The sequence below is a fragment of the Azospirillum baldaniorum genome, assembly GCF_003119195.2.
In the GTDB taxonomy this organism is placed as follows: domain Bacteria; phylum Pseudomonadota; class Alphaproteobacteria; order Azospirillales; family Azospirillaceae; genus Azospirillum; species Azospirillum baldaniorum.
Genome location: NZ_CP022255.1, coordinates 575,310 through 594,128 on the forward strand (window position 1 = coordinate 575,310; position 18,819 = coordinate 594,128).

Here is an 18,819-nt window from a genome sequence, read left to right on the forward strand (position 1 = left end):
AGATATAGTTTGGCAATGATCTCCCAGGGAAGCTCATGCCGGTAAGAGGTCCAAGTATGACGAAGCAGCCGAAATCCCTTGGTGGCATTCTCCGTTTTGGGCTTGTTGGACTGTGCATCGTTCCCAGCGTCGTTGTCGGTCTCTACGCGAGCGGCGCTGTCGGAGAGCGTGTCCGTACGGAAGCGGATAGGCATCTGCTGGATGTCGGCACCCGAATCGCCGGCATGCTCGATCTGGGCATGCACGAACGTTGGCGCGACATGACGCTGGTGGCGTCGATGATCAATGCACAGGGCTCGCTGGAGCGGACAGATGATCTGCGCGACCAGCTCGACACGCTGAAACGGAACGTTCCCATCTATGCCTGGATTGGCGTTGCGGAAACCGGTGGGCAGGTGGTGGTGAGCTCGCAACGGCTGCTCGAGGGCGTCGACGTGTCGGCCCGGCCCTGGTTCCGCGCCGGCACGCAGGCGCCCTTCGCGGGCGATCTGCACGAAGCGCTTCTGCTGGCCCAGAAGCTGCCGCCGGCTCCCAATGGCGAGCCCTTGCGTTTCGTCGATATCGCCATGCCGCTGACACGCAAGGATGGCGTTCCGCTCGGCGTTCTGGGCGCCCATCTGAGTTGGGCCTGGGCCAACGAGATCGCCGAATCCGTTCTGCAACGGGGCGGCGATGGCAAGCCGAATGTGGATGCCTTCGTGCTGAGCCGCGAGGGCGTCGTCCTGATGGGACCAAAAGACCTGCAAGGCCAGAAGCTCGACCTTGCGAGCGCGCGGGCCGGCGTGCAAGGGGTCACGAAGACCGTCGAGGAAGTCTGGCCCGACGGAAAAAACTACTTTACCGCCGTGGCTCCGACCCGCGGTGAAGGCGAGTACCGCGGCCTCGGCTGGGTGGTTCTGGTCCGCCATGACGCGGACGCCGCGCTCGCCGACGTCTCCGCGCTCCAGCACCGCATCCTGCTTGCGAGCCTTGTCATGGCTGTCCTCGCTCTCGTGGCCGGCTGGGTGTGGGCCGGGCGCCTGTCACGCCCGCTGGAGGTGCTGGCCGAGGCCGCCCGGCGCCTCAGCCACGGCGACCTCGGGACGCCGGTCCCACCCACGCGGGCCTTTGCGGAGGCGACGAGCCTGTCCACCAGCCTCGTCCAGCTTTCCATGGCGCTCGATTTGATCCTCGCCGCCCGGCGGCCGGACACGCCGGCCGCCCCCGCAAGTGCGGAACCGGTCAGCGCGTCGCGCGAGCCCGCAGCCCCGTGAGGATTTTCTCCAGGCTGATCGACCAGGCGCCGCCGCTGTAGCGTCCGGAATAGAGCTTGCGGATCAGGCGGTCGCGGACGTGTGCATCCTCGATGAAGCGCAGGGTGAAAGCGCCGTCCGCCTGCCCCACCAGGACGGCCTGCACCGGGCCGACCCCTTCGATGTGAACGAGAACCGGCGCCCCCGGCACCGCATCGACCACCCCCCACATCCGCAACCCGCCGAGCGAAATGTCCAGCACCCGCATGCGGCGCGTCCGGCCGGTGGACTCCCGGCCGACCAGTTCGATGTCGGCCTGCTCGTCCGTCCAGAAACGCTCGTCCTGCCGGTAGCGGGGCAACTCGATGCAGACCGCCATCGCCAGGGCCAGGGCCGCCAGATTGTAGAAGCTCCAGAACAGGACGATGACCTTGCCGTCGCCGGCGCCGCCCTGGGGGGCGTAGTCGGCCAGACCGGCATAGATCATGCCGCCCACGGTCGCTGCGGCCAGAAGCCCGAACCGGCGCATCATGCCCCATTGGACGGTCACCCGGTCGCGCTGCCCGCCCTTGGCCGTGACCTTGAACTTGTGCCCCTTCGGCTTGACGAGACCCACCGCCACCGCCTGGACGATCTCGAACATCGTCAGCATCTGGCTGACGTCATGCAGCAGCGGAATGATCTGGCCGCGGGTGGTCCAGTTGAGGGCAATCATCGCGGCCAGGAAGTAGGGCACGAAATACGTGATGACGCCCGGCGCGGTGGCGTTCACGATGCTGATGCCGAACCACCAGTACAGGATCGGCGCGAAGAAGCAGGCGAAGCGGAACGGAAAGGTGACCCCCCAGTAGAGGAAGGAGTCGATCAGGCCCACCCGGTCGATCAGGCTGAGCGGATTCTTCGAGAATGGACCGGACGGGCCTCGGATGATCTGGATCATGCCCAGGCACCAGCGCCCGCGCTGGGTGACGTACTCCTTCAACCCTTCCGGTGCCAGCCCGTCGCTCAGCCGCTCGTTGAGATACACGGTGCGCCAGCCGCGCTCTTTCAGGCGGATGGTGACGAGGAAGTCCTCCGTCACGCTGTCGGTCGGGAAGCCGCCGATGGCCTGCAGCCCTTCCCAGCGCATCATGGACGAGGTGCCGCAGCAGAAGGCGATGCCCCAGGCGTCGCGGGAGGCCAGCAGATGGTCGAAGAAGAAGCGCTGCTCGTCCGGGTAGGCGCGTCCGATCCGCAGGTTCGACTGGATCGGATCGGGGTTGAAGAAATGCTGCGGGGTCTGCACCAGACCGACCGACGGGTCATGGAACAGCGCCAAGGCACGGCTGACGAAGTTGGAGTGCGGCACGAAGTCGGCGTCGAGAACGACGACGAAGTCCGGTTGCCGGGGCAGCGTCGCCAGATGCTTCAGCGCGTGGTTGATGTTGCCCGCCTTGGCGTGGCTGTTGTCCGGCCGCTGCAGATAATGGCAGCCCTTGCGCGCGCAGAGATCCCGCAGCCAGTCCCGTTTGCCGTCGTCCAGCACCCACACCCGCAGGCTTGGATGCTCGATGCCCAGCGCACCGCCGATGGTGCGGGCCAGGATCGCCTCTTCCTCGTTGTAGGTGGTGATCAGCACGTCCACCTGCGGCGGGTCTTCCGGCCGCCACCAGCCGGCGTGCCGGTCGGCCTCGCCGCTGCGGTTCCTGACCCGGGACATCAGCGCGAAGGCCAAGGTCGAGCTGACCGTGGTCGCCGCTTCCAGCAGGGCGAAGGACCAGGCGCCGATCGCCTCGGCAGTGAACGCCAGGGGCGGGATCGATTCGGCGAAACGCCAAGCTATGTAGCGCCACCCCAGCAGGATGCAGAGGGTGAAAAGCACGACCCTCACCCGGCTGTCGGCCGGCCGGCAGAAGGGCAGGATCGCAAGCGCCGCGCCGCAGACCAGAAGGGCCGGCGCGAAGCTCGCCTCGAAGGGCGAAAGAACCATCAGGCGAGCCCCAGCCAGGAACCGACGGTGCGCAAAAGGTCGCGCGGCGTGCCGGAGAAGACGACCTTGCCCGTCCGGCCAACGGCGCAGCCGGCCTCCGCATCCTTCAGCAGATCCGGGATCGCCAAGGCCACGTCGAAGCGCTTCAGATGGTCCGCGCCCGGCGCGATGGCGAGGTTGTTGTAAACCGTCGCGGCGCCGGAGCCGGCCAGACGCAGCACCTGCCCATTGAAGACCCGGTTGGTGCCGGACAGCCGGAACTGTGCCGGATCGCCCACCTTCAGACGGTTGTAGTCGCTCTCCGCGACGCTGGCGGTGACGATGACCGTGGAGCAATCGAGCAGACGCAGCAGGTCCTGTCCCTTGCGCGCGTACTCGTCGTTGCCCAGAGGCGCCTCCCACACCAGCCCGTCCACCGGAGAGGTCAGGAAGGCGTCGCGGAGCTTCGCCACCCGCTGGCGTTCGAGCGCGATCTGCTCGCGGATCTTCGTCAGGCGCTGGGTGCGCTCCTGAAGTTCGGCGGACAGTTCGCCAAGACGCAGTTCCAATTCCTGGGACCGCTGGCTGGAATAGGGCGTGTCGTTGTAGGAGTCGCCGAGGAACGTGCCGTTGGAAGCCGCCTCCAGTTCGGTGCGCAGAACATCCAGGCGGGCCGTGGCCGCGCGGATGTTCAGGCTGTTCACCTCATGCGCCGCCTGCGCCTTGTCCAGCATCGCCACCGACTGGACCCCGTTAACCCTCAACTCCTCCGCGCGCTTCAGGGCGGCGGTGGATTCGGTCGACTGCGCCTTGGCGCTGGACAGCAGAGCCTGCTGTTCGTCGATCCGGGCCTTCAGCTGACGGATGCGCCCGTCGCGGTACGCTTCGGTGCGTTCGCGCAGCGTGGCCGCGCTCGTCGCCATGCTGGAAATTTGTGCCTGGATGCGCCCGATGTCGGTGTCGAGCGCGCCGGCCACGCGTTCCAGATCGAACAGACGGGCATCGTCGGCGCGAACGTCCGTCAGATTGCCGAGCGTCTGTCCGCGTTGGACCCGTTCACCGATAGCCCGCGGTTGCAGCGAAAGCTGACCATCGATAGGTGCACGCACCACGGCGACCCGCGCATTAACGACCGCATCGGCACTGACGACCGCAACACCTTCCGCAAGGACGATGTAGCCGGCCACCCCGGCGATCGTGAGGCCCGCGGTGAGCTTGAAGAGCTTGTGCATGACGGGGGCTGCCTTTAAGGCAATTGAAAGCACTTGGAACTTATTGCATGAAAGTTACTAAAATTATGTTATCAGCTTCATCCCTTCTGGATATGCATTTCCGTAACAATCATTGAAAATTCGTCATTTTCCTTTAAATCGCAGTCAGCAGCTAAGCCGGTCAGCGGCGTGGAGTCCAGGAAAGCGGTGGTCGGACTGACGGCCCAACCTTCGATTTCGCGGTCGAGCATGAGAGCGAGATCGTGGATCTTGCGGAACAGCAGGCGCCGCACCAGACGGCGGAACCGCCAATAGACCGTCTGCCAGGGCAGAAAGTCCTTGGGCGGCATGCGCCAGCCGCAGCCTGTGCGCACCAAGTAAGGGATGGCGTTCAGGACCCCCGCAGATCGACGCTGCGCCGCCGGCCCCGCTTGGCCGGGAGCGATCGCCACAGTTCGATCAGGTTCCACTCCGTGTCCATCAAGTCCGTCGGATACCGCTGTGGCCGCCAGTCCGGCCCCGCCCGCTTCGCTCGATGAACCTTCGTCCACATCGCCGGCCTCCCGTTTCCACACGGAAAACAGGAAAATCCTCATTCCCAAACGGGCTCTTGGATTTTCTCACCTACTCATCTGAGATGTTTTTCTCAAATAAACGCGACACCTCAGAATAAAGCTCTTCTGGCGAGAACATATCCTCAATAATCGAAACCGCTTTCTGATGTATATTGCCCATCTCGCATGATGTTGGTCCAATTTCTAAACATATCCACGGCACCGCCTTCCCAAGAGCCCCACAAATTACCGCCACTATATTTTCCCCTGTCAACCCGTTGTGCTTCGGCGGAACTATCAGAACTTTTAAATCAAATTTTTCTGATGAAGCGAAATGCAATGCCTCATCAATTTTGTCAAATATGCAAATGTCATACCCCCATATCCTAAATAGCTCCGTTATATATGTCTTATATATTTCATTATTTGTAATAAGCATTGCCGAACCCCCAGTCGATTTCCTCATGCGATGCCTCACCCATAACTGGAAAAGAATGCACCGATTTTAATAAAGTCATAAGCGGATCGATCAAACTTATATATTGATATGAAACAGAACCGTATAGCGTTTAACAGATCAAGCTCATGGCCGTCTATTTCAGGCATATTCAAATTTACCAAAATAAGCAAGTATTTTATAATTTTGAATGCGAATAGAGATTTTCCGAATTACGAAAACAAGCATGAATCGATGCTTGATATTTGTTGAAATGATTCCGAATTGCGCAAGAAACCGCATAACATGCATGGATTTATATGCGATTATTTCAAAACATTCTGCCGCTTAGACGCGATCGGGATGCTTGAATTCTACATTCATAAAAGATCGGAGCCACCCGCGGCAGAAAATTATCAACGTTGCGACGCGCGTCAAAATGCCAATCTTCCGGTATATCGCTTTATTTCCAATGCATCATGGTAGAATCTGATTGAACGTCGAGTTACGCACTAAAGTCATGTTGTTCTCACGTCACATCCACGAGCAGGACCTGAGCGCAAAAAGGCACTATTTTATAAGGGTCAAAGCTTTTATCATTGGATAGACACATACACCCGCTAACGTCAAAAAGGTTCGCCGCGGTTCGGCAAAAGCCAAGCGCCAATCAGCATGGAAGCAACGTCCCATGTAATGAACCGCTTGACCGAAACCAGTCTGGAGCCGCAAAGCGCGACGCGCCAGATATCGCATCATCATCGCGGTCGCCCGCGCTTCATGTGCGGCCACCAAATCGGGAGCGTAACAACGTGCGCAATCCATGAGACACCGCCAGCCGCGCTCCATATGAGAGAAATCGGACGACAATCCATCAACACTAGCGCGGTAGCGCACCAGGACTCGATCGAGCCCGGCTAATTTCCAGGACGAGAGCACCATCATACGAAACAGAAACTCCTGATCCTCCGCGTGGCTAAGCGTTTCGTCGAATCCCCCCACGGCACTGAAGACCGCACGCCTCACGACCCACGTCGAAGTGGTTGATGTGGGATTCTCGTAAAGCAGATGTTGGGGAGCCAAGCCTTGAACCCTCGCGGTCGAACTGGCTAAAGTATCATTTCCATTGCTATCCATGAAACGGACGCGCGCAAAACTCACCCCAAGCTCAGGGTTTTCCTGAAAATGATCAAGGTGGGTGGCCAAGGCGTCAGGCAGCCAAAGATCATCGGAATCCAGAAATGCGATGATCGGTGCGCGCGCCTGAGCAATTCCACGGTTTCGAGCGACGGAGACGCCGCAATTGACCTGCCTGTGCAGCACAACCCGTTGATCTGCTCTCGCGAAATCAGCGACGATCTCCGCGGAACGGTCGCTTGATCCGTCATCGATCACAATGATTTCGATCGCCGCCAAAGTCTGCATCGCCGCGGAGGAGAGCGTCTCGCCAATGGTGCGCTCGGCGTTGTAGCAGGGGATGATCACCGAGATTTGTGGTTCACTGCCCATCATCACTTCCCTAAAGCTGAGGATACAACCGACGACAGCGATCACCAAGAGCAGACAAACGGTTTGGCAAGGCGGCACGCGCGACTTGGTGCTGGCCTGCCACTTTAAGCAATTTGAGGCGTACGCGCACCGCGAGCTGCACCGCTCGTGCGGTCAACCCCATGCAGTACAGCGGCCGCATCGGGCCGCCGGCGCTATAGTGCCGGACGAAATCCTCGAGCGTCGGGTCCGCGTTGTTGTTCCATCGACGGTCGAGATGGTCAACCGTCTCAGATCGCCGGGCGACATGAATGACGTGGCCGTTTTCGCCCCAATCCATTTCGGGAACGGCACGCGAAGAAACTTCGAGAACCGCGTCAAAAAACTCCACGGCCGCCGGATCGTTGCGAGCGATTATTACTCCGGAATTCACGTTCCCGGAAAAGCCGACCGCCAGGTAAACAGCTTTATCCGGTTTTGACACACTCTCCACCTTGGGAGCCGCCGCCCGCAATTCGCAATCCGCATCCACAAACAGGATCCAGCGGTAGCCTTTTGCAAGGGAGGAACGCAACAATTCGATCTTCAGCCACACGGCTTCGGTGACGGTCGTCCAGGCCGGGCGGCTCACACAGACATAATCATAGCCATGCCGCGCCGCGTAGAGCCGATGACTCGCGATGTTCCGGTCATAAATCCTATCATAGTGATTGAGCGCGACGGAAAACACGAGGGTATCGGAAGATATTGGCATGTGACGGTTCTCACCAATTGGCACGCAGGGCGCGGCGCAGCGTCATTTCGAGGATTCTGTAAGCCTGATCCGATCCCCTGTGCATGGACAATGCCACTTGGTTGCGGGGAGGATCGGTACGGACCACAATGGCGTCGAAAGCACCGGTTTCGTCATCGCCCGCTCCTGGTGGCGGGTTGAAAAATCCAGCGATCCGCTCACCGCATATAGGTTGAGCACCTGGCCAACACAGAAGAACCCCAGTGTAAGACCAATTCAACGTGGTCAAACGATTGCCGCCGATCGACAGGTTCAGAACGGGAAACACCACGCGATTGTCGCGTCGGCGTGGATTGTTGCGCAATTGGACCGGCATGATCAGAGCGCTCCCGCCTTGGTGTTGGTTGCGCGCACGGTGATTGGCCGAAACCGGAAGCCTCGCATGGCCTGGGACTCGAGCCGGTCGAAGGTGCACCTCGGTAGGCCGGCAAGCAGAAATGCGGCGGCCATCGTTACCAGGGTCCGACGCGGCTCCCTCCACAGGATCGATGCGTCGGCTTTCAACGCCTTGCCGACCAGCGACAACGCCTTCTCGCCGTCACGCATGCGCACCGCACGGCGCGCGAGGTAACGCAATTGGTAAGCAAGTGCCAGGCGTCCGAATTCGGCGATGAACTCAGGAGCGTACACACGAGCCTTGTCGATGACACGGACCCAACTCTCAAATTGGGTTTCAAGGTTGGCTGAGAGGCCACCGGAGTTCACCCGATAGAGGGTCAGAACGCGAGCGATACCCGCGAAACGCCAGGAGGTTAGCAACGCGATGCGCAGCCAGCATTCGATGTCTTCGGATTGGCGAAAGTTCTCGTCGAAGAAGCAATCTTCGGTGACGCCTGGGCGCGGCGAGGGGAAAGCAATTTCGTCCAGAACGGCGCGACGGACCACCGGCGCCGATCCGTTGCCGATCGGGTTGCGGGTTAGAATGTCCGCCGGATCGACGCCGGCCAACTTCGGGCGCTGGACAAGTCCCAGCGGACGTCCGGCCTCGTCGATGAACCCCGATTGGCAATAGCTGACGCCGACTTCGGGGTTGGCGTCGAGATGCGCGACGTGCCGGGCGAGCTTGTCGACGGCCCACTGATCATCGGAATCGATGAAGGCGATCAATCTGCCACGTGCGTTGCGAATCCCCGTATTGCGCGCGCCCGCCAAACCACGGTTGTTTTGATGGATGAGCTTGATGCGGGGATCGTTAAACCCCTTGGCAATGGACAGGCTGGCGTCGGTCGATCCGTCATCGACGATAAGAAGCTCGAAGTCGGTGAAGCTCTGTTCAAGCACCGAGCGGATGGCTTGGGCGAGATAAGATTCGACGTTGAAAACGGGCATCACCACGGAAATGGCTGGCATGGCGGCTTCTCACGAGCAAGAGGGTGGCGTTCGCGCCTGGTGGGCCGGCGCGTGCAGCGTGCGGAGGACGGAGCGGGGTGCTAGGCGTGTAGCCCGAGATCGGCGAGGATGAAGCCGTCGATAACCCGCAGGACCGCTTGAGTGTCGATCCGGATTATCGTCTGACCCCAAATGATGGCGTTATCGACGGACAGCGACGGGCCGATGTAAGTGTCGGGAAGGATGACGCTGTCGGTCACTCGGGTGTCGCGGTCGATGATCACTCGCTCACCAACGGACACCGTCCCGGCCAACGTCACGCCGCGATGCAACATGCTGTTTGCGCCCATATGGGCTTGTCCGGCGGCGTTGACGCTGGAGGCAACGCGTGATCCGGCGCCAGCCACCAGATTTAAACCGATCGCACGCCCGAAGGGTACGAGACCCGGAAATTCTCCACGGACGACGCTGAGGTTGACGGCATGGTAATCGGCAAGGGTTTCGACCAGCGACACCGCCCCCCATTCCAGGCCGACGCTGCGCCCCATCGGAGTTGGGCGCCCACGGCCACCGAAGGGTTCCTCGGGAAAACGCCATTGGCCGTCGGCACGACGACGGGCCAGGGCGAGAGCCGGGCGTCCCTGCAGGGTGCCATGCACAAGGCTGCCGGGGACTGGCGCCGCTATCGTCAGAAAGGCACCGATCACCGGCGAAATCAGCGCATCGCCCCGCAACACCAGCGCTTCGTCGGCGTCATCCAGCCAATCGTCGACGGCCCCGCTCTCTTGATGCAACCACAGATGGTCAAGCGTCAGTCCCCAACGCGACCCAGTCCCCAGGGCGTCGATCAGACAATCGTGATCGGTCCAGGACACCAACGCCACCTGACGGACGCCTGCGTCGACCAACAGGTCCAGCGTGCGCTCGATCAGCGGGCGTCCGGCGACCGGCATCAGGCAAGGAGGCAGGCGATCCGTCAGGGGTGCCAAAGAATGACCACGGCGATCCCAGTAGATGATGGCTTTCATGATGGCGGCTCCCGCGGATTGGCGTGGCGATGTCAATAGGCACCCTTCGCGCTGACGACGGCGGGGATGGTCCGGGCGAGGATTGAGAGATCCTTGGCCAGCGAGCGGGTGTGGATGTACTCGAGGTCGAGGCGGATCTGCTCGGGGAACGGCAGTTCCGAACGGCCGGAAATCTGCCAGAGGCAGGTGATTCCCGGCGCAGCGTCCAACCGATGCATATCGTGGTGGCTGTAGCGTGCGACTTCGGCCGGCAGTGGCGGGCGCGGGCCAACCAGCGACATGTCGCCCTTCAGAACGTTCCACAGCTGCGGCAGCTCGTCGATCGAGGCGCGACGAAGGAAGCGGCCCACGGTGGTGATGCGGGGATCGTGGCGCATCTTGAACAGGACGTTTCCGTCAAAGCGGTTCTGAGCCAGCAGCCCCGCCTTGTGACGTTCGGCGTCCACATGCATCGAGCGAAACTTCCACATCGAAAAATGATGGCCATGGCGGCCAACACGAGTCTGCGGGAAGAGGACGGCCCCGGGGGAGTCGAGCTTGATTGCCAGTGCGACGATACCAAACATCGGCGCCGCGACGGTGAGCAGGCTGGCCGACACGACGATGTCGAGCGCGCGCTTGAGGGTGTCGCCCAAGGCACCGCTCCAGCGCCAAGAACGCCGGACAGCGCGGGAGCGAAGCTCCTGGAGCCCCAGAGCCGACACGCTGAAGCGGTTCTCGATCGTGGCGGAGGCGGCGGCCGAACCAGGCGTGACACGGTCATTGAGGCTCAACATCGGGCGTTTCCTCTCTGGTTGGCGCATCTGGCGCCGTTTGTGGATTTGCTCAGAGCGAAGCAAGCCGTGTGCCAGATTTGGTGGAAGGCGTCAGTTCGCTAAAAATCCTTGGATTCCCTACGCTCAGCCCGCGGAGCATGTGGCGTGGTGCCAGTTCAGCATGGCCGCATCCCGCGCCATCTCGCGGGACAGACGGGGACGGGCTCCGCCCTGGACGGCGCCTTCGATGGACAAGGCCAAGGACGCGGGGGCCAGATCCTCGCAATCATGGACCATTTTTGCGGGCAGCCCGATGTCGCGCGCCCAGCCGTCGCATTTGGGATGGTAGGACAGCAATGTGGTCGGGGTGTCGGCGAGAAAGCCGAAGACCGCCGCATGCAGCCGCATGGCAACGATCGCTTTCAAGCCGCCGATCGTGCGCATGACGTTGGACGGGTTCGGATCATAGGGCAGATGACGGATCGGCACCAAATTCTGGAGGCGTTCTGCGAGCCGAGAATGCAGCGGCGCGTCGCCATGCAAGCCATGGCCATTGAAGTCGATCAAAACCACCTCATCCGTGATCCCGTCCGGCAGGCGCAGGATCGCTTGAGCCACACGCTCGACGATGCGCTGGTCACGGTCGGATCCCAATTCGTCCTTGCACAGCGCAATTCCGATGCCCCGCCGCTCCGAAGCGGGATCTGGCGGGGCGATGTCCAGAGCACTCCCCAGCAGCGGAGCGAGATCAAATGTCTTTTTGACATTGGCCTCGGGGGCGATGGAACGGGCGATCCGCAGACTTTCCTCGTCGCGAACTCCGACGAAGCTCAGGCGCTTGAGCAGTTCCCCGCAGGTTTTCTCGGCACGTGAATCGCGGAACGGTCCGATCCCCACGCCAAGGGCGAGATGCCCCTGGGCGCCGGCGCCCCGCATCAGCATGATCTTGTCGCGCAAGTCACCGTGCGTGTGGAACACCGATCCGCCTCCAAAAATGACACGGCGGGACGCCAAGCCTCCGAGAAAGCTGCGCAGCCGCCGCTCCATTCGCACCAAGCGGCCGTGGTCACGGGTTTCGTCACCGCAGCGGTACAGGCCACGCACGCCGTCCAATCCTGGGAGTACCGGCAGGCGAGCGCCGGACGCGACGAGCTTTTCGGCCCCCAGGAAATGGCGGGCACCCCAGATGGTAACCGCGAGCAATGCGTCATCGCCGGAATTGCGCATGCCGTAATAGCCGGCAAGGAACGTGTCGGTCATGGTTCGGTGTCCGTCAGCTGGAGGTGGTTCAGCCGCTAGCCGCAAGAACCATGCCTGTTGATCAGCCGGGCATCCATGCCGCCGACGACCGTTTCGGAGCGTTGCGGAAGGCGTCCCCCAACGCTTGCCAGAGCGGCTTGGGCCGCAATTCCACATCCAGCGGCAGCGGGCGCATGGGCTGCCCATCGGGCCGCCAACCCGCCGGGTGGTGGTGAAGCCAGCTTTGGCGGTCGGACAGGCCCCAGCAGGTCACGGCCTTGACGCAGGCATGGTCCAACACGGTGTCGAGAAAGGCGCTGGCATGGTCCGCGACGGCTTGGTCCCGCGTCGGGATGTCGCCGGTCACGGCGGCATCGCCGACGTCCAATTCAGTGATCATCACCATCAGCCCCAGCCCGCCAACCTCTCCGATGAAGCGATGCAGGATGCGAGGGTCGAAGGGGCGGCCTATCCGAAGATGCGATTGAAGCCCCAGCCCATCGACCGGCACACCGCGCGCCAACAGCGTCTCAAGAAGCCGCAGGACGGCCCTCCGGCGCCGATCCTGCAAGGGTGACGCATACTCCAGATCATGGTCGTTGAGCATCAACACGGCGCCCGGATCCGCCGCCCGCGCCGCCTTGAACGCCAGATCGAGGCAACGCGGTCCCAGCGCGCGCAGCCAGGGGGTCGGGCGAAGCCCATCCTCGCGCCCCTCGTCTGGTGCGACCGCTTCGTTCACCACGTCCCAAACCGGAATGCGCCCCCGGTATCTGCCCACCACCGTGAAGATATGGTCGGATAAAATGTCGTAGCCTTGTCCCGCCCGAAGCGCTTCCGGGACCCAGGCCGGCAGAGCCTCGTGCCACAGCAGCGTGTGTCCGCGCACGCTCTGTCCATGACGGTCCGCGATCCCAAGCAGGCGATCGAGGCCGTCGAAACGAAAGACGCCGGCGGCCGGACGCAAGCCCGCCCATTTCGCGTCGCCTTCCGGGACCAAAACGGCGCATTCGCGCGTGTAGGCATCGGCCAAGGCCTGATCCTCGTCCACGGACCGAAGCCCTAACGCGGCGCCGTAGGCCAATCCGCGCGATGCCGCGATGGCACGCAGTCCGATCGGCTTGGACCCGGCGGTCGTCCCATTGCCCGGGCTGGCCAGGACCAGCCCGGCGCCCAAGCCCGACAGCACGGCACGACGGCCGATCCGCTGCGCTCTCATGCGACAGCTCACCGTGCGAAGAGTGGCGTGACCCATCGGGGCACGCAGGCATGGGGAATTGCCAACCACCTTGCCGCCAATCCCACCGCCAGCCCCAAGATCACGCCCATCACGTCGGCCATTGCGTCGGCGGCGGGCGCCGTTCGGTCGGGAACGAAGGACTGCGTGACGTCGATAAAGATGCCGTGCGGGATCATCGCGAGGGCGGCAGCAATGCCGACCCGCGATCGGCGGAAGCCGATCGCCGGCAGCGACGCGACAGCCAGAAAAACGACGGCGTGAGCGCCCTTGTCGATGCCGAAGGCCTCCGGCGGTCCTCCGGCGGGCTGCAAAGCCAGCGCAGCGACGCAAAGAATCGCGATCGGCCACACCACCAGCACGACCCGGTTGCCGGCCAGAGAATGGAAGCCCAAAGCCCCGTTCATGCCGCATCGCCCTTGCGCGCGCGGCGGACCGAGCGAACATGGACGGCAAGCCGCATCAGAAACACGCCGTTGCCGATCAGATAGCGCCGCCACATGCGCCCCGGCTCCTGCAGCAACCGCCACACCCACTCCATCCGCATCTCGCGCAGCCATTGCGGCGCCCGTGACACCCGATGAGCGTGGAAGTCGAGACACCCCCCGACACCGAGGCACACCGGAGGGATCAACCGGTGACGGTTGCGCTGCAGCCACACCTCTTGCCTCGGAGCGCCCATCGCCACCACCAGGACCTTCGCACCGGAACCGTTGATGTGCGCGACGACGTCTTCTTCGTCCGCGGCGGTGAAGTAGCCGTTGCACGTTCCGGCAATTCGGAGCCCAGGCGCTAGAACGGCGAGGGTCCGCGCCGCATCCTCGGCCACTCCGGGGCGCGCACCGAGCAGGAACAGGCCATCACCAGACGCCGCCAAGGCGCGACACAGATGCGGCAACAGGTCGGTCCCGTTGACGTTCTCGGCGAAGGGGGTGCCCAGCATCCGCCCCGCAATGGCGACGCCCAGGCCATCGGGAAGCACACGATCGGCCTCGAGCAGGCAAGCCCGGTAGGCGGTGTCACGCGCCGCAATGTTGAAGCAGTCGGCGTTGACAAAAAAGCAATTGGTCGCATGACGCGAGCGCAGGCGGGCCAGCAGCCAGCCGACGGTTTCCTCCATGGACGCGTTGGCGACCGGGACCCCGAACAGCGAAACCGTGGCAGCCATTTCCCCAACTGCGGAGGCGCCGCCGATCAGGCGAACCAACGCGAAGCGGACCAGCAACGCCACACTGTGCGATACCGACAGGCGATAGATATCAAGACGATCGTGGAAACGTTCGTCCTCAAAAGCAATTCCAGCCTGACGGCGAACCGCATGTGTCGACACCAGACCGGGACGCGGAACCACATTGGCCCCTTGCGGCGTTCGGCCATCCATCTCTTCGGGCAGACGGGCCCGTGGACCGACGAAACCCAGATCACCGGCGATGACGTTGAAGAGTACCGGCAGCCCGCTTCCGACGCCGGTTCCGGCGAAGCCAATCTGCCGGTACAGCCGGTGGCCGCGACCGAGGCGGGGGAGCAGGGTGAACAAGCGCCCATGGGCGATCAATGCGACGAGGCCCCGCAGCAACAGCACCGGCGACAAGGCCACCAGCAACAGCACCGCCAGAGTGAGATCGAACGCACGCAGACGCGCCGAGCGTCCCATGGCGGTGGCTGATCGCACGGCCTGATCCGAAATGAGGATGCGCGTTGTCATGGCCTTATCCCTTTGCATGATTCCGGACCATGAGCCCGGATGGGGCGGTCCTCGTTGGACCCGCGCCCTTTCGCAAAGCGCGTGCCATGCCTTGGTTCGGCCGCGAGGCCATGGAGTGGGAGCGCCGCGCCAAGCTTTGCGAGCGTCGCCCGTTTCTTGGACGCAGTTTGCGGGTGGGGACCGGCGTCAATTGCAAATCGCGGCGTCCCTCGGCTTCTGCACGGGATGCTCCGATATGGCCGGACTTTGTCGTCTCTGTGGGCTCAAATCCGCTCCTGGCCCCCCGCTTTCTCCTGATCGCGATCCACTCGACATCACAAATCCTACTTGAGCCTCAGCCTCGCCGAGAGCTGGCACGGAGGTTGCGTCGTCCTCTGGCATTGCTCTTCCACTCACGAGGTCAGCCATGAACCAGCCCCATATCAATGTCGGTTCCGCGTGGCGCATCGTTCCCGTGACAGCCCTGTTTCATGGCTCATGGGCGCTCAGCAACCTGATCGCCGCGGCGGGTTGCAATATTCTTGTCGATCTTTCGGAACTTTCCACGATAAGCGCCCGGCAGTTGTCGGCATTGCTGGACGCCCGGCGCGCCTGCGCCGGCGCGGGGGTGTCGTTGTGCCTTCTCGACGCATCGCCCGCGGTGATCGCCTTTTTCGATCTGGTCCAGGTGCGCAGCTTCTTTCGCCTCGAGGGAAGCGGTCAATTGACGCTTAAAGCTCCCGAACTGGACATGGCGGCCTGAACGGCCAGCGTTCCAATCGTCCGTCACGCCTAGCGATCAGGGATATCCACCGTCATGAGCGCAGCCGCCGTGCCCGTCACCCGCCTCTTCAGCGGCCCCACACTGCGTCTGTTTCGCAACATGGGCTGGATCGGGCTTTCCGAGATCATGGGCCGTGCCTCGCGTCTCGTCACGGCGGTCGCCTTGGCACGAATTTTTTCTCCGGAGGATTTCGGCATCGTCGCCAGCGCGCTGACCATGCATGAACTGATCCGGGTGTTCGGATCGATGGGACTGGGTGTCATGATCATCCAGGCCCGACCCGACGAGCTGACTGAGGTGTGCACCGTCGCCAACCGCCTGAACTGGCTGGCCGCCACCGCACTCTTCGTGATGCAAAGCCTTCTTGCGTTCCCGATCTCGCTTATCGCGGGAGAACCCCGTCTGGCTTTGATGATCGCTGCCCTCGCCGTCGTCCATCTGATCTTCCCATGGTCGATGGTGGCCGTCTTCCTGGTCCAGCGGGAAAACCGCATGAAAGTGACCGGCTTGATCGGCGGATTGACCCTGCTGACGGAAAACCTGCTGACCGCGGCCCTGGCCCTGGGCGGTTTTGGAATCTGGTCGGTGGTGTGGCCGCGCTTCGTCTCGACCATCACCTGGGTGGTGTTGCATCGGCGGGCCCGGCCCTGGCGGCCCTCGCCCGATTGTGGTTGGCACGGCTGGCGACGGGTGCTCGCTCATGGCGGGCAAGTTCTGGGAACCGAGGTTCTCAAAACCCTTCGCGTGACGCTGGACAAGCCGTTGATCGGCGCGCTGTTTGGCATGGACGTCCTTGGAATGTACTACTTTGCATTCAGCGCCGGGTTGGGGATCTCTCAATCGTTGCTTTCCGCGTTGTCGACGGTGTTGCTCCCGCATTTGCGCGACGGCCGCGACAATGGCGGGCAATTTCACGCGCACGCCAAGGCCACCCTACGGTCGGTCGGTTTGATCGTTCCGCCCCTGATCCTGACGCAAGCCCTGTTGTGTCCCCTTTATGTGCCATTGATCTTCGGCGAGGCGTGGACGCCCGCGGTGCCGGTGGTTCTGGTGCTCTGCCTGTCTGCGATTCCGCGTCCGTTCGCCGATGTCTGTTCACAAATTCAGCGCGCTCTCGGTCGCCCTGGCGCGGATCTTGTCTGGAACGCCGTGCTCACCGCATCCCTGGCCATTGCGATGGTCCTCGGGGCTCGGTGGGGATTGATCGGTGCGGCCTGGGCTGTCCTGGCCATCCATCTCATCGCATCGCCCCTCTTCGTTGTTTGGACCTTCAAGCATGCGGCGCTCCGTCATCGATGACGGCAATGCAACCTGGAGAGACATGGCGGCGATTCGGAGAGCGCTGGCACGAGTCTTGCTCATGAAAACTCCATATACGGTTGCTCAGGGTCGAGCCACTCTTCCAGAAGCAGCATCCACGGAGGATGGAATGAATTCGACGATGATCAGCGCGTTGAATGACCTCTCGGATCTGGTGACGGAATATCGTGTCATGCTGGGCGAGCTGCTTGACGACGTCGCCAACCACTGGAAGCGTTTCGAGAACAGCGCAACTGCCCACGAGGCCACCCCGCACCTTGACGCACTTACACATTTAGCTCATCGAATCGCGGGCTCCGCTGGCAGTTTCGGCTTCGAACTGGTCTCGGACGCCGCATTGCGCTTGGAGCGTCAGTTGCGGCCAATGATCGAGGGTCCAGGGCACAGCGATGCGGGGAAAGCTGAACTGGCCGGTTTGATCATCGCCTTGCTTGAGGCGCCGCAAACCGCTCACGACCATGCGGATGCAATCCTTCCCAGCCAAGGCCATTCCGGAACCTTGACGGCGAGCGCACGGAAACCGCTGTTTATCGTCGACCCCCATTGCGAGCGGGCGTTGCAAACTGCATCGCAAATTGCTCCTTTCGGATATGAGACCCGGTTGTTTCATACCGTCGAGGAGGCTCTCTTGGCGGTTTCCGAGGCTCTGCCCTGCGCGATTGTTACCGAACTGGAGTTTCCCTCCGGCCTGCTCGATGGCACGAAGCTGGCGTCGCGGCTGGCGGGTACGATCCCCGTGATCATCATGTCCGAACGGACGGATTTTGCAGCCCGTCTGGCGGTCGCCCGCAGTGGATGCACGGCTTATCTCCCCAAGCCGATTGAAACGCTCGACGTCGTGAATTGGATCGATGAGCTGACCGGACTGAAGCCGGGTCCCGATCTGCGGGTCCTTGTGCTGGACGACGACCGACTTGTGGCCGAGCATCATGGCGCGATTTTGCGGGCCGCCGGCATGAAGGTCGAAGTTCTGGCCGAACCGACGGCGCTGTTGCAGGCATTGGACCACTTCGCACCGGATTTGGTTCTTATGGATATGTACATGCCGGGTTGCACCGGCATCGAGATGGCACGGATCGTTCGCCAGAACCGTCAATATTTGGGAATGCCGATCGTTTTCCTTTCGGTGGAAAGCGACCTGTCGCGCCAGTTTGCGGCACTCTCGCCGGGTGCCGACGATTTTCTGACGAAGCCCATCCGGCCGGAGCATCTGGTCCAGTCGGTGCGAGCCCGAGCGGTCCGAGCCCGCAATCTGCGTCAAGTCATGGAAACCGACAGCCTGACTGGGCTGCTGAACCACGCCCACATCAAGAATCGCTTGTGGTTTGAACAGTCCCGGGTGGAGCGCACCCCATCGCCGTTGGCTTTCGCACTGGTGGATCTTGATCATTTCAAGCAAGTCAACGACCGGCAGGGGCATCTGGCGGGAGACCAGGTGATCCGGTCCCTTGCCCGCCTGCTGTCCAGCCGCCTGCGCCGAACCGACATCGTTGGGCGCTATGGCGGGGAAGAGTTCGCGATCGTGTTGCCGGACACCGACCTGACCGAAGCGCGGGCGGTGCTCGACGACATACGCAGCACGTTCAAGCGCATACGCCACCACGGCAACGACGGCGAGTTCCATGTGACGTTGAGCTGCGGTCTCGCCCTGTTCGACGCCACGATGCCCGGTGATGGCCAGATCCTGGCAGCGGATGAAGCCCTGTATCGCGCAAAGGCACTGGGACGGGATCGGGTGGAAACTGCCGTGCAGAAATCCGCGCTCGACGAGTCCGCCTTCTAGG

Annotated in this window: 18 protein-coding genes; 4 read left to right on the plus strand and 14 right to left on the minus strand. The window is 62.4% G+C overall.

Features of this window, described 5'->3' with window-relative positions; genetic code table 11:
• Positions 1-56 precede the first annotated feature (56 nt).
• Positions 57-1,253, plus strand: coding sequence for a cache domain-containing protein (locus Sp245p_RS24880; RefSeq protein WP_165359998.1), 1,197 nt, complete (start codon positions 57-59; stop codon positions 1,251-1,253).
• Here the strand turns inward: Sp245p_RS24880 and Sp245p_RS24885 are convergent.
• The 14 genes from Sp245p_RS24885 to Sp245p_RS24945 form a co-directional block, all read right to left on the minus strand.
• The gene (locus tag Sp245p_RS24885) at positions 1,222-3,201 is read right to left on the minus strand and encodes a glycosyltransferase (protein ID WP_014198811.1); all 1,980 of its coding nucleotides are present in this window, start codon (positions 3,199-3,201) and stop codon (positions 1,222-1,224) included. The two genes, Sp245p_RS24880 and Sp245p_RS24885, sit on opposite strands and share 32 nt — an antisense overlap.
• The gene (locus Sp245p_RS24890) at positions 3,201-4,412 is read right to left on the minus strand and encodes an HlyD family secretion protein (protein WP_014198810.1); all 1,212 of its coding nucleotides are present in this window, start codon (positions 4,410-4,412) and stop codon (positions 3,201-3,203) included. Before Sp245p_RS24890 ends, Sp245p_RS24885 begins: the two co-directional genes overlap by 1 nt.
• A gap of 77 nt (positions 4,413-4,489) precedes the next feature.
• On the minus strand, positions 4,490-4,987 hold the full coding sequence (locus tag Sp245p_RS24895) for a transposase (RefSeq protein WP_082188287.1): 498 nt from the start codon (positions 4,985-4,987) through the stop codon (positions 4,490-4,492).
• A 28-nt stretch (positions 4,988-5,015) separates the two neighbouring features.
• A complete protein-coding gene (locus Sp245p_RS24900; RefSeq protein WP_129557223.1) occupies positions 5,016-5,411 on the minus strand; it encodes a hypothetical protein in 396 nt (131 codons plus the stop codon).
• A gap of 540 nt (positions 5,412-5,951) precedes the next feature.
• On the minus strand, positions 5,952-6,890 hold the full coding sequence (locus tag Sp245p_RS24905; RefSeq protein WP_041813731.1) for a glycosyltransferase family 2 protein: 939 nt from the start codon (positions 6,888-6,890) through the stop codon (positions 5,952-5,954).
• A 7-nt stretch (positions 6,891-6,897) separates the two neighbouring features.
• Positions 6,898-7,620 (minus strand): hypothetical protein, encoded by a 723-nt coding sequence (locus tag Sp245p_RS24910; protein ID WP_129557224.1) that lies wholly within the window; start codon positions 7,618-7,620, stop codon positions 6,898-6,900.
• 10 nt (positions 7,621-7,630) lie between these two features.
• Complete coding sequence (locus tag Sp245p_RS24915; protein ID WP_129557225.1) at positions 7,631-7,975, minus strand: hypothetical protein; 345 nt, start codon at positions 7,973-7,975, stop codon at positions 7,631-7,633.
• A 2-nt stretch (positions 7,976-7,977) separates the two neighbouring features.
• Complete coding sequence (locus Sp245p_RS24920) at positions 7,978-9,009, minus strand: glycosyltransferase family 2 protein (protein ID WP_014198801.1); 1,032 nt, start codon at positions 9,007-9,009, stop codon at positions 7,978-7,980.
• A gap of 80 nt (positions 9,010-9,089) precedes the next feature.
• Complete coding sequence (locus Sp245p_RS24925; protein WP_014198800.1) at positions 9,090-10,016, minus strand: sugar phosphate nucleotidyltransferase; 927 nt, start codon at positions 10,014-10,016, stop codon at positions 9,090-9,092.
• A gap of 32 nt (positions 10,017-10,048) precedes the next feature.
• A complete protein-coding gene (locus Sp245p_RS24930; RefSeq protein ID WP_014198799.1) occupies positions 10,049-10,792 on the minus strand; it encodes a sugar transferase in 744 nt (247 codons plus the stop codon).
• Positions 10,793-10,915: 123 nt separating this feature from the next.
• Positions 10,916-12,031 (minus strand): polysaccharide pyruvyl transferase family protein, encoded by a 1,116-nt coding sequence (locus tag Sp245p_RS24935; RefSeq protein ID WP_014198797.1) that lies wholly within the window; start codon positions 12,029-12,031, stop codon positions 10,916-10,918.
• A 61-nt stretch (positions 12,032-12,092) separates the two neighbouring features.
• Positions 12,093-13,229, minus strand: a complete 1,137-nt coding sequence (locus Sp245p_RS24940; RefSeq protein WP_014198796.1) for an endo-1,4-beta-xylanase — start codon at positions 13,227-13,229, stop codon at positions 12,093-12,095.
• A gap of 8 nt (positions 13,230-13,237) precedes the next feature.
• On the minus strand, positions 13,238-13,654 hold the full coding sequence (locus Sp245p_RS35120) for a VanZ family protein (protein ID WP_014198795.1): 417 nt from the start codon (positions 13,652-13,654) through the stop codon (positions 13,238-13,240).
• Positions 13,651-14,952 carry a WecB/TagA/CpsF family glycosyltransferase gene (locus Sp245p_RS24945; RefSeq protein WP_014198793.1) on the minus strand — a complete coding sequence of 434 codons (1,302 nt, stop codon included), beginning with the start codon at positions 14,950-14,952 and terminating at the stop codon, positions 13,651-13,653. Before Sp245p_RS24945 ends, Sp245p_RS35120 begins: the two co-directional genes overlap by 4 nt.
• A 406-nt stretch (positions 14,953-15,358) precedes the next feature.
• Here Sp245p_RS24945 and Sp245p_RS24950 point away from each other — a divergent pair, with 406 nt between their 5' ends.
• The 3 genes from Sp245p_RS24950 to Sp245p_RS24960 all read left to right on the plus strand — a co-directional run bounded on the left by Sp245p_RS24950 (position 15,359) and on the right by Sp245p_RS24960 (position 18,818).
• Positions 15,359-15,694: an STAS domain-containing protein gene (locus Sp245p_RS24950; protein WP_014198791.1), complete on the plus strand. Its 336-nt coding sequence runs from the start codon at positions 15,359-15,361 to the stop codon at positions 15,692-15,694.
• 54 nt (positions 15,695-15,748) lie between these two features.
• Positions 15,749-17,014, plus strand: a complete 1,266-nt coding sequence (locus Sp245p_RS24955) for an oligosaccharide flippase family protein (RefSeq protein ID WP_014198790.1) — start codon at positions 15,749-15,751, stop codon at positions 17,012-17,014.
• Between the two features lie 130 nt (positions 17,015-17,144).
• Complete coding sequence (locus Sp245p_RS24960; protein ID WP_014198789.1) at positions 17,145-18,818, plus strand: diguanylate cyclase; 1,674 nt, start codon at positions 17,145-17,147, stop codon at positions 18,816-18,818.
• Position 18,819: the final 1 nt, after the last annotated feature.

Excerpts from the sequence above, each read along its gene's own strand:
- Sp245p_RS24880 (WP_165359998.1), top strand. The coding sequence starts at position 57 with ATGACGAAGCAGCCGAAATCCCTTGGTGGCATTCTCCGTTTTGGGCTT.
- Sp245p_RS24885 (WP_014198811.1), bottom strand. The coding sequence starts at position 3,201 with ATGGTTCTTTCGCCCTTCGAGGCGAGCTTCGCGCCGGCCCTTCTGGTC.
- Sp245p_RS24890 (WP_014198810.1), bottom strand. The coding sequence starts at position 4,412 with ATGCACAAGCTCTTCAAGCTCACCGCGGGCCTCACGATCGCCGGGGTG.
- Sp245p_RS24895 (WP_082188287.1), bottom strand. The coding sequence starts at position 4,987 with ATGAGGATTTTCCTGTTTTCCGTGTGGAAACGGGAGGCCGGCGATGTG.
- Sp245p_RS24900 (WP_129557223.1), bottom strand. The coding sequence starts at position 5,411 with ATGAGGAAATCGACTGGGGGTTCGGCAATGCTTATTACAAATAATGAA.
- Sp245p_RS24905 (WP_041813731.1), bottom strand. The coding sequence starts at position 6,890 with ATGATGGGCAGTGAACCACAAATCTCGGTGATCATCCCCTGCTACAAC.
- Sp245p_RS24910 (WP_129557224.1), bottom strand. The coding sequence starts at position 7,620 with ATGCCAATATCTTCCGATACCCTCGTGTTTTCCGTCGCGCTCAATCAC.
- Sp245p_RS24915 (WP_129557225.1), bottom strand. The coding sequence starts at position 7,975 with ATGCCGGTCCAATTGCGCAACAATCCACGCCGACGCGACAATCGCGTG.
- Sp245p_RS24920 (WP_014198801.1), bottom strand. The coding sequence starts at position 9,009 with ATGCCAGCCATTTCCGTGGTGATGCCCGTTTTCAACGTCGAATCTTAT.
- Sp245p_RS24925 (WP_014198800.1), bottom strand. The coding sequence starts at position 10,016 with ATGAAAGCCATCATCTACTGGGATCGCCGTGGTCATTCTTTGGCACCC.
- Sp245p_RS24930 (WP_014198799.1), bottom strand. The coding sequence starts at position 10,792 with ATGTTGAGCCTCAATGACCGTGTCACGCCTGGTTCGGCCGCCGCCTCC.
- Sp245p_RS24935 (WP_014198797.1), bottom strand. The coding sequence starts at position 12,031 with ATGACCGACACGTTCCTTGCCGGCTATTACGGCATGCGCAATTCCGGC.
- Sp245p_RS24940 (WP_014198796.1), bottom strand. The coding sequence starts at position 13,229 with ATGAGAGCGCAGCGGATCGGCCGTCGTGCCGTGCTGTCGGGCTTGGGC.
- Sp245p_RS35120 (WP_014198795.1), bottom strand. The coding sequence starts at position 13,654 with ATGAACGGGGCTTTGGGCTTCCATTCTCTGGCCGGCAACCGGGTCGTG.
- Sp245p_RS24945 (WP_014198793.1), bottom strand. The coding sequence starts at position 14,952 with ATGACAACGCGCATCCTCATTTCGGATCAGGCCGTGCGATCAGCCACC.
- Sp245p_RS24950 (WP_014198791.1), top strand. The coding sequence starts at position 15,359 with ATGAACCAGCCCCATATCAATGTCGGTTCCGCGTGGCGCATCGTTCCC.
- Sp245p_RS24955 (WP_014198790.1), top strand. The coding sequence starts at position 15,749 with ATGAGCGCAGCCGCCGTGCCCGTCACCCGCCTCTTCAGCGGCCCCACA.
- Sp245p_RS24960 (WP_014198789.1), top strand. The coding sequence starts at position 17,145 with ATGAATTCGACGATGATCAGCGCGTTGAATGACCTCTCGGATCTGGTG.